The 8,866-nt window shown below is 35.8% G+C and carries 11 protein-coding genes; 3 read left to right on the top strand and 8 right to left on the bottom strand.

Annotated elements, in window-relative coordinates; translation table 11 throughout:
* Positions 1 to 187: 187 nt before the first annotated feature.
* Entirely contained in the window at positions 188 to 1,651 is a 1,464-nt protein-coding gene (locus tag FD29_RS05600) for a hypothetical protein (RefSeq protein ID WP_147007975.1), read from the bottom strand.
* A 65-nt stretch (positions 1,652 to 1,716) separates the two neighbouring features.
* Positions 1,717 to 1,914: a hypothetical protein gene (locus tag FD29_RS11400; RefSeq protein WP_147007977.1), complete on the bottom strand. Its 198-nt coding sequence runs from the start codon at positions 1,912 to 1,914 to the stop codon at positions 1,717 to 1,719.
* A gap of 127 nt (positions 1,915 to 2,041) precedes the next feature.
* On the opposite strand from FD29_RS11400, the gene FD29_RS05590 reads away from it, so the two are divergent.
* Together FD29_RS05590 and FD29_RS05585 are read left to right on the top strand one after the other, a co-directional pair.
* Positions 2,042 to 2,497, top strand: a complete 456-nt coding sequence (locus FD29_RS05590) for an ASCH domain-containing protein (RefSeq protein WP_083477784.1) — start codon at positions 2,042 to 2,044, stop codon at positions 2,495 to 2,497.
* 119 nt (positions 2,498 to 2,616) lie between these two features.
* Positions 2,617 to 3,429 (top strand): SLAP domain-containing protein, encoded by an 813-nt coding sequence (locus tag FD29_RS05585; RefSeq protein ID WP_057887967.1) that lies wholly within the window; start codon positions 2,617 to 2,619, stop codon positions 3,427 to 3,429.
* Between the two features lie 48 nt (positions 3,430 to 3,477).
* Here the strand turns inward: FD29_RS05585 and FD29_RS05580 are convergent, their stop codons facing one another.
* The 5 genes from FD29_RS05580 to FD29_RS05560 all read right to left on the bottom strand — a co-directional run bounded on the left by FD29_RS05580 (position 3,478) and on the right by FD29_RS05560 (position 6,223).
* Entirely contained in the window at positions 3,478 to 3,945 is a 468-nt protein-coding gene (locus FD29_RS05580) for an NUDIX hydrolase (protein ID WP_057887966.1), read from the bottom strand.
* A 164-nt stretch (positions 3,946 to 4,109) separates the two neighbouring features.
* Positions 4,110 to 4,298: a hypothetical protein gene (locus FD29_RS05575; protein WP_057887965.1), complete on the bottom strand. Its 189-nt coding sequence runs from the start codon at positions 4,296 to 4,298 to the stop codon at positions 4,110 to 4,112.
* A gap of 171 nt (positions 4,299 to 4,469) precedes the next feature.
* Complete coding sequence (locus tag FD29_RS05570) at positions 4,470 to 5,231, bottom strand: hypothetical protein (protein WP_057887964.1); 762 nt, start codon at positions 5,229 to 5,231, stop codon at positions 4,470 to 4,472.
* A gap of 104 nt (positions 5,232 to 5,335) precedes the next feature.
* Positions 5,336 to 5,533, bottom strand: coding sequence for a hypothetical protein (locus FD29_RS05565; protein ID WP_147007979.1), 198 nt, complete (start codon positions 5,531 to 5,533; stop codon positions 5,336 to 5,338).
* A gap of 114 nt (positions 5,534 to 5,647) precedes the next feature.
* Positions 5,648 to 6,223 (bottom strand): helix-turn-helix domain-containing protein, encoded by a 576-nt coding sequence (locus tag FD29_RS05560; protein WP_057887962.1) that lies wholly within the window; start codon positions 6,221 to 6,223, stop codon positions 5,648 to 5,650.
* Positions 6,224 to 6,338: 115 nt separating this feature from the next.
* Between FD29_RS05560 and FD29_RS05555 the strand changes: the two genes are divergently transcribed.
* The gene (locus FD29_RS05555) at positions 6,339 to 7,568 is read left to right on the top strand and encodes an MFS transporter (RefSeq protein ID WP_057887961.1); all 1,230 of its coding nucleotides are present in this window, start codon (positions 6,339 to 6,341) and stop codon (positions 7,566 to 7,568) included.
* 14 nt (positions 7,569 to 7,582) lie between these two features.
* Here the strand turns inward: FD29_RS05555 and FD29_RS05550 are convergent, their stop codons facing one another.
* Complete coding sequence (locus FD29_RS05550) at positions 7,583 to 8,404, bottom strand: Cof-type HAD-IIB family hydrolase (protein ID WP_057887960.1); 822 nt, start codon at positions 8,402 to 8,404, stop codon at positions 7,583 to 7,585.
* Between the last annotated feature and the right edge of the window lie 462 nt (positions 8,405 to 8,866).

Raw genomic sequence — 8,866 nt, 5'->3', positions numbered from 1 at the left:
TATGGCATCAGTATATACGAACTTGCGTTCTTGTAGCAACCGAAAATCACAAAAAATAGGCTATCCATCCCACGACTAAAGTCATGGGAATTCCGCCAATTATTTTAAAAATAAAAAATCGTCACTGTTCATTGGGAAATAGATTCCAAAAGCAGTGACGATTTTTATTGTAAGTATATATGAGTAATTAATGATTATTCCGATGTTTCTTATCCAATGGAATAACTTTATCTTGTAAAACGGCAATTATACCATTGGCCTTATCCGCAGATAATACCTCTTCATGTGCCAACAGGTTCATTAAGGAGACCAATAATTTAATAGTCCGATCATGCTGTTCTTCAGTTTGATTCTGTTTTAACCAATTATTTAATTCTCGCCATGCATTTAATGACCATTCTGAAATTTTTTCTAAATGTTGCGCATACAAAACATCAACAAATTGTACTACGGACAATATTATATCTTCAGAATTTGCTTGAGTTGGTACATCGTATCGTTTGCGTTCCAATAACAACTTTGTTCCATATTGCACTCCCAAAGTATGGTTTTTAATAGCCACTCTACGATTCCAAGTTTGATAATCAATTTTACGGACATGAGGTGCTTTCAAATAATTCTGTTCTGGATCTGGATCAGAAAACTCAGCTATCTCTTTATCGTCTCGAATATCTGTTTCTTCTGGATCCTTTACTTCAGATGTATCTTTAGCAAGCTCACGTAAATAATCAATTCCACCTTGCTTATTTAACACATCGATATATGCTTGAACAGCAGCTTTATCTTCTAACTCGATTCCTTCTTCTAGCATTTTTAAAGTTATCAATTTTGAATCACTAAAATTCTGAGAATCTTTTGACAACTCGATCATCTTAGATTCTGATGCAGCTAAATATTTTTTGAATTTATCAGCTCTTTGCTCGTTTAACCAACCTTGTCGGGATACATAAGTCAATAAACCTGATAAGGCTGGAACGATATATTGATAGTCTGTTTCATCGAAACCAACATTACTGACAAAATAAGTCGTCAATGTCCCATTAATGGCCTTCTTAGTCCAAGTCTTGGGCGTTTTACGATAAACATTATAAATATAATCTGTCATTGCCCCTAAAGCTGTTTTGAGAATCGACTCCGTAACTCCTTGAGAACGTTTATTCCATGCAGCACTTTCAATATATGCATCAGCCCATTCGTTTGTATAATTAGAAATATCTTGAGCAATATATTCTCGCCACTGTGGCAAATTAGGATCTTCATACAACTGTTCTTGATTGGGTTCATTCATTCTTCCCAATTCAGCTGCATACTCATCAAATACTTTGTCCAAATCGGTTTCTGATATTGGCAATTTACCATCACTGATCAAAAAGTCGAGAAACGCACGCACTATAATGACAAAATGCATTAAAACATCAACAGATTGACTGTCTTCATCACTAAATGCTTGATCAGTCAGTGCTAATAGTAGATCAAAAATGAGCTTTTGATCCCATTCGGTGATATCTCCATAGCCTGAATCTCTCATCATCATGTAAAATTGCCCAATGGTATCTTTTATAAATGGTTCCCGATAATCTGACAATCTCGTAAATTCAAAACTGTTACTAAAGGTATCTATTATTTTATTTATATCGACTCTTTTAGACATTAGTTTTATCCTTTTCTTGACCGTTTATTCCAATAATAACTAATATATCCGATTTCTACAAATAACTATTTAGTCAACAGCTTGGACCTACGTAGCAGATATTTGATCAAAGACGCTAAGGCTGAAAAGAATATGAATGGTACGATCATTAAAATCAAGAAATTACCATCTCGCATTGGTCCTACAAAAATCAGTAAGCCTATTCTAAAGATGACTAACAAAATGAATCCAATTACCAACGGATTACTAAATATTTTTTTCATAACTGTCCCCTTTAATTGTTTTGAATTGAATCTATATTCTAACATCAATAATTTGTTTATTGATGACATTTATAACTGTTCTTGAATATAATTAAATTATTAATAATATTTGAGAGGTACATCAATTATGGATACAAAAACCTATTGGAATAATTTTCGTTCACAACATCCTGAAGTCACTACCAACGAACACGACGACTTTGCATTAGGCTTTCCTGGCGACATCGAGACTAATGATGAGTTGGCACAATTGATCAAAGACGGAACCAAAACAGCTACATCTTCCGCACTCGACCTTTACGCAATTACTGGTGAAGTTATGCCTAAGACGGGAGCCTACAGTATTATTCTTAACGGTCACGATCAACCCGTTTGTATCATCAAAGAAATTGAAGTTAAGAGTTGCCCTTTGATGGAAGTTTCCGCTGAACACGCATACAACGAAGGCGAAGGTCCCAGAACATTGGAGCATTGGCGTCAAGTTCACATCAACTTTTTTAAAAAGGAATATACTGATTTAGGTAAAGAATTTCATGACAATATTCCTGTCCTCTGCGAAAAATTCGAAGTTGTTTATAAATAATTTTCAAAATAACATTTATTTTATGAAATTTACGATTTTGGCATGATTATTATTAATAAAATGGTATTGTTATCTTGTATAAAAAATATACACGGATTAATCTTTGAGGAGATGCAATTTTGAGAAAGAACAAAATTTTTGCAGCCATCGCTGTGGCTATTATGGTAGCCCCTGCTGCTTTGAACTCATTACCAACAAACAATGTGAAAGCCGATACTGTCGGAACAGCTATCAAATTGACACCTACATACGATGCCAATGGTGAAGCCGCTGGTTCTAGAGCTTTAGCAGCTGGTAGCAAGTGGAAGTTAGGTAAGAAGATCACTGTCGATAATATTGAATATTATCAAGTTGCTACTAACACATACGTAGCTGCCTCAGATTTGACTGATATCACTGATACTACAGCCACAACAACAACTACTACTGACGATGCTTCCAAAAACGTTGGTAAGACAATGACTGTTAAAACTACAACAACATTAGTTGATAATAATGCTGCTGCCATCAACGCTACTTTGCCAGCTGGTTCTAAATGGAAAGTCGGCAAGACAATGACTGTCAACGGTATTTCTTATTACCAAGTTGCTACTAACGAATGGGTCAAAGCTTCAGATATGACTGATGAAGCTACAACTACAACAACTACAAACAACACTTACAAGACACCAATGCCTGGTGACGGTTTAGTTGCTACTTTGACAAAAGCACAACGCGTCTACAATCCTGAAACAAACTCATACGGTTCAACTTTGCCAGTAGGTTCTGCTTGGAAGATCAACAAATTGGTCGTTAACAAGTACGGTTCATTCTGGGGTCAAGTTGCTACTAACCAATATGTTTGGATCACAGACACAACTTTGAACAGTGGTCTTAACTTGAAAGACAACTCAGAATACGTTGCTGACTTTGCTACTCACATCAACAAATAATAATTGAATTTTAAAAGCTTATCGACTGATTTGGTCGATAAGCTTTTTTTAGTTGGCCATGTATTTTTTCTTATAATCATCAATAACAATTTTATGATCCGCCACAATTTCTTTTGGTAAATCATTCAAGTCATACCATTCAAAATCTAAGGACTCATTATCATTGATAACCGGCACTTCAGTAATATCACGAATAATATAAGCCGTGATCACTGCATAGAATTCATCACCATTAGGAGCCATCGCAAAATTTTCACGGCCAGAATAGACATCCAATAACTGTAATTTAGAAACATCAACTGTCATGCCGCTCTCTTCTTTTATCTCTCGAATCATGACCTCTTTGGTCGACTCACCCAATTCCATCAGCCCACCGACTAGGCCCCAACGTTTTTGAGGTTCATTGCGTTGTTGTAATAATAGTTTGCCTTCTGAATTAAAGATCAGTCCGCAACTTCCGTTTAATATGATTGGCTGATGGCCTAAATATTTTCGAATATTTTGTACGTAATTCATTTTTTTACACCTTCTTTTTGGAATCTAATATCTTCTATACATTTTATATCTAAAATTATACTGATTACCTGTATTACATAAAACATTTACTATTGCCGGTTATCAATCTTTTGAAGGGCTTTATCCTTTATCTTCGCCACGAATCCGTATTAGATAATAAAACATTATTTTTGATATTCTGGGGCATCTGTTCTATAAGTACTAACAGTTGAATTAGAGTTGTTTTGCGAATATAAACTAGTCGATGAATTCCCCAAACTATTATCGGCCTTATCTAATTGCGCCATTTCATTGGTATAATCATACTCTTTAGGATCGATTGGTTTGAATCCAATCGGAGTATAGAATCTCAATAAACTCTTATAATTCTATGAATAATTCAGGTCTGTCTTTAATGAATTTTATTCTAAGTAAAAAAATAAGCTCTGAATTTAGTGGGTTTCAATACTAAATTCAAAGCTTTTTTAGTTATAAAAATATAAAGATATTTCCAATAACGAAAATAATTGTCCTATTAAAATTTATTATCGAGTTTGATTTTGACCTTTATTATTGAATTGCTTATTCAATTCTGCCGTCAATTTATCCATTCCTTGTTTCATCGCTGAATCATCGGCTAATTTTTTATCAGCTTCTGGATTATTGAGAATATATTTTTTGGCATCCGGATTTTTGATCCACGTATTGAACAATGGCATACCAATGTCGTAAGTCTTATTGAAGTCAAAATGATTCTTCTTCAAAGCCTTAACATATTCCGTCGGCGCTTTTTTATCAGTTGGATTGATACCAATGATCATCTGTGCACCGATTTGAGGCGGCGGCGATTCTTTATACTGAACCATTATGTCATGATTGGCTTCACGCGTTTGATTCTTGTTGAAATACCAACTATTTGAAGTTGTCACTCCACCATGCATCGCCAAGTTGATGGTCTTATCCTGTAAGGATTTATCGCCACTGATGACTTCATCGATATGAAAAATGACTTTGGTATATGCCCGATTGTGTGGGCTATCCATTTTAACTAAATTATAAACAGTTCCTTTAACGACAGCTTTATTAGCTTGTTTCAACTGGCTCATCGAGTGAGCAATAAAGCCAGGACTTTCAGTGTATCCCGAAAATTCGACGATTGGTAAGTCATTGACATTCTTTTGCCAATCAATTTTATTCATTTGAATCTCTTCAGTATTTTGAATAGTTGTAACCTTTTCCTTCGCACCACAAGCTGATAATGGTAAAACCAGACATGCAGCTAAAAGTATTATGAGTGTTTTTTTCATTGTCGTTCCACCTTTGAGCTGTATTATCCCATTAGTTGAAACGGCGTTGTACTGCAATTCTCATATAACCAAATACTGAATTATTCATATACAAAAATTTTTTCTCACATTGTTTGGAGCGCAAAACCGACACCAAAAATTATCAAAATCGCTCCCACAACGAAACTAGACCAGTAACCATAAATAACAAACGGCGATGTATTCTTATCGCCTCTAACTTGCAAATTTGCCATGGCTTTTCGCGTATAGAATAATTGGACCAAACCTAAAATAACAGCAACTGCACCGATTACGTATCTCATGTCTTTGCCAACCTCATCTGATTTATTAATTTTCAAGTCCATTGTCGGTGCTTATAGACGATTTGACAATTTATAACTCTATCGAAGTTTTTATATTTTTGACAAATAAATATATTACCTATTCCATTTTTCAAGTTGTAATTTAACGGTATGTTTTTGCTTGTTTTCGGGATCAGGATCATTTTTTTCAGCATTATCTAACACTTTAAATAAATCATCTTTTACTCTCTTTTCGCCCGCTTCTGAAAGCTCCCATTCACTAGTTACTAAAAAGGCTGTGGGATTTTTTTTCGTTGTTTCTTTTTGCAGCGTTTCAATAAATTCGTGATTACGCAACATAGCCCACTGAATGACCTCTTGGTTATGGTCTTTGATCCAATCATCAGAAAGGTTCATCATCCCATTCTCAGGACTATTTTCTCCCTGACCAAGTTCGGAAACTTTACCTAATTGAGCACTCGAATAATACTTTTCCGTCAAATTTTTAACTTGAACTTCTTTGACGACCTTCAACATGTCGGCGTTCAACATTTTATTTAATGTGTAATACAGCTGATTGGTCGGGATCTTCGTTGCGGCAGAAATTTGTTTGGGCGTTATCCCTTTTTCATCTTGAGTAGCTTTAATAATCTTCTCCACTTTGGGATCGACCATCAATTTGGCGAATTGACTAACGGTAACTTTTGACATTGTTCTCACCTCATTTACATTTTAAATAATTAACAAAATAAATTCCAACGTTTAAACTCTGTTTATCATTTAAATTAATTTAAACGTTATATTATTTTTATATGAAGGTGAACTTATGAAAAAACTCTTAAATAATCGGGTATTCTTAACTATTACTGGGGCTGACTTCTTTGAAACAATCGGTACTAGCCTCTTTAACATTATTCTCTTGATCTACGCTAAAAGTTTCGTACACGCTAATATTATGGTCTCAATCGTTTCGGTAGCTTCCGTTTTACCTGGTGTTCTAGGAATGCTTACCGGACAAATTGCGGACCGAACAGCTGACAAACGACTTTGGTTAATCATTACTAAGTTTATTCAAGGGATTTTATATCTTGTCTTGGCCCAGTTGATCAATCGTAAACAAGTCTTTTTACTGATGATAATTATTTTGATCAATGTCTCTTCTGATCTCTTGGGTATGTATAGTTCCGGATTGCGTATGCCAATTATCCAAAATAAAGTCCCTACTGACGTTCAAGAACAAGCCGTCGGGATCAATTCGGGAATTGCTACATTGATGCAAGTCGTTGGCCAAGCTATCGGTATTAGTTTTCTAGCCATCAATCATGACTATCAGATGGCCGGTTACCTCAATGCTTTGTCTTTCTTTATCGCCGGATTCGTTTTGTTAAGTGGTTATCGAACCCTTAAATTACAACCAATTGCAGCACCCACACGTGATTTTAAAAAGATGCTCCGAGAAATCCGCGTAGCACTTGAAGCTAGTTCTCAAATCAAGGCTGGAAAATTATTGACTAGCATTTTATTATTAAACGCCGTTGGTGCCAGTTTAGACGCCATTATCAATTTATTTTTGATTGACGATGAGTCCGCCGTACCTTTTCATTTTGGCGTCAGCATCTTGATCATCAATATTGTTTTGGTCACTGGTACTATATTAGGTAGCGTTCTTCATACTGGCTTTTTCCAAAAATTATCTTTCAAGTTAGTAATGCTGTTATCGATTATTTCTCTAGGACTTCTATTCGCTGACTTAATGTTCTGGAAAAATTTCTGGATAATCTTGATCACATTAGGACTCAGTGGCTTTGGCATGGGGCAAGCTAATCCCAAGATAATGGCCAGTTTATTAAAAGTCGCTGACGCTGATATCGTCGGCAGTCTCAGTGGCTTATTGGATTCATTAGCTGTCATGTCTATTCCCATTGGCAGTATCGGATTAGTTTTGATCTACAACCTTATCAATTCCCAAACGGCTTATCTCGTGGCTATCATGCTTTTGATTGGTTGTGCCTTCTGTTTACTTTTGCCCAACAAAAAAGAGCCCAGTCTAAACTGAACTCTCAAAAGTTTTTACAAAATAAACTTATTAATAACTTCGGCTAAAGCATCGTGATTGTTATCAGCTTCAGTCACATACTTAGCATTCTCTTTAACCACATCAATACCGTTGGCTACACTGACAGGCAAACCAACTACTTTCAACATTGGCAAATCATTACTGTTGTCGCCGGCAGCGATAATTTCTTCAGGTTTGATACCGAGCAGTTTTCCTAATTGAATTGAAGCACTCCCCTTGTCGATCCCGGCTGGATTGAATTCAACGTAACGGCCAGATGAGAAAGTCACCGCCAACTTCTTAGGGTCAACTTGCGATTCAACGACGCGACGCATTTCTTTTCGTTCCTCGATCGTAGGTAATGCCATGATAACTTTCATAACATTCATATCTTTGAATTGGTCGAAATCGGCTGTCTTCATTTCAGTAAATTCAGCCCCACGGTTATTCAAATACTTAGTATCGATCTCAATAGGATGATAAATGTACAATTTATCTTGCGTATAGACGTGAGTTGCAGCTAATTTGTTGTTGGCACCAGCCTCAAAAACCGCTTTAGCAACTTCAAATGGCATCGCATTGATAGCAATAGGACGGTTCCCTTTATTTTCCGAAATCAAACCACCATTGTAAGAAATCGAATATTGTTTAGGTTGGTCCCGCAAGTGCATAGCTTCCAAATCATTTTGGAATGAAGTATAGCTTCGACCTGAATTAGGTACGAAATAAACTCCCTTAGCAGTAGCAGCTTGGATGGCTTCGGCATTTTTAGCAGACAAAGTCCCATCATCATTCATTAACGTCTCATCAAGATCACAGACAATCATTTTATACATATTTTTAAATTCCTCTCAATTTTAAGCTTACTTGTCCACTCTATCGAAACAAACCGATAATTGCAACCGCTTTCCGTTTAGAAAAATAAATACCCACTGATTCTTTAGTGGTTCCTTTTCAAATTTGGTTGTTCACTGCCGTCTTCCATGAAATTCTGGTGGACGCTGGAACGCAGTGAGAGCAACTTAGAGCCAATTACAGTTCAAATTGTCTCTAAGCTTGTCTGTCTCTAACCTGGCAAAGGACGCCAGCCAAGAGACTACCACGGCTGAGCATCCACCAGAATTCCATTCCAGACTAAACGGTTTTCTATTTGTTTTACATTAGTAGTATTAAAATTTTAGATCTAATGATTCGATATTTTGTTTACAATAATAATAAAAATAGACCATCCAACTGATTTTGTGCGATAATCCCTTTGTGGTTGTCATATGAAATAATATAAATTCATTTGATAATCA

It is taken from the genome of Companilactobacillus mindensis DSM 14500, assembly GCF_001434275.1.
GTDB lineage: Bacteria > Bacillota > Bacilli > Lactobacillales > Lactobacillaceae > Companilactobacillus > Companilactobacillus mindensis.
Note: the sequence above shows the minus strand (reverse complement) of the source record. Positions and strands in the feature narration are given on the sequence as shown.